This is a genomic window from Micrococcus sp. GbtcB5 (assembly GCF_019091605.1).
Taxonomy (GTDB): Bacteria; Actinomycetota; Actinomycetes; order Actinomycetales; family Micrococcaceae; genus Micrococcus; species Micrococcus luteus.
Window position 1 is genome coordinate 1 of record NZ_JAGXJK010000381.1, and the last position, 242, is coordinate 242.

The 242-nt window shown below is 79.3% G+C and carries 1 protein-coding gene; it reads right to left on the bottom strand.

Annotation, left to right across the window (positions count from 1 at the left end):
• The coding region (locus KVS67_RS12795) for an ADP-ribosylglycohydrolase family protein (protein WP_368669073.1) at positions 1-242 on the bottom strand (242 nt) is incomplete at both ends.

The following is a 242-nucleotide window of genomic DNA, read 5'->3' on the forward strand; positions in this document are numbered from 1 at the left end:
CGACGTGCGGGTCCTCGCGCCCCGGCACCATCCCGTACGGGGCCGAGCGCATGACCGTCCCGCAGCCCTTCGTGCCCGGGTTGTGCGGGTCGCCCGGCAGGCCCATCCCCGGTTCGGCGAGCCCGCTCTGGCACGCGGTGCCCGGCGCGCGGCGCACCTTCAGCTCCGCGAGCGCGTCGATCCAGCGGGGCGGGGCCGGGGGTGCGCCCTCGGGCAGCGCGCCGTCCTGCGCGGCGAACCAG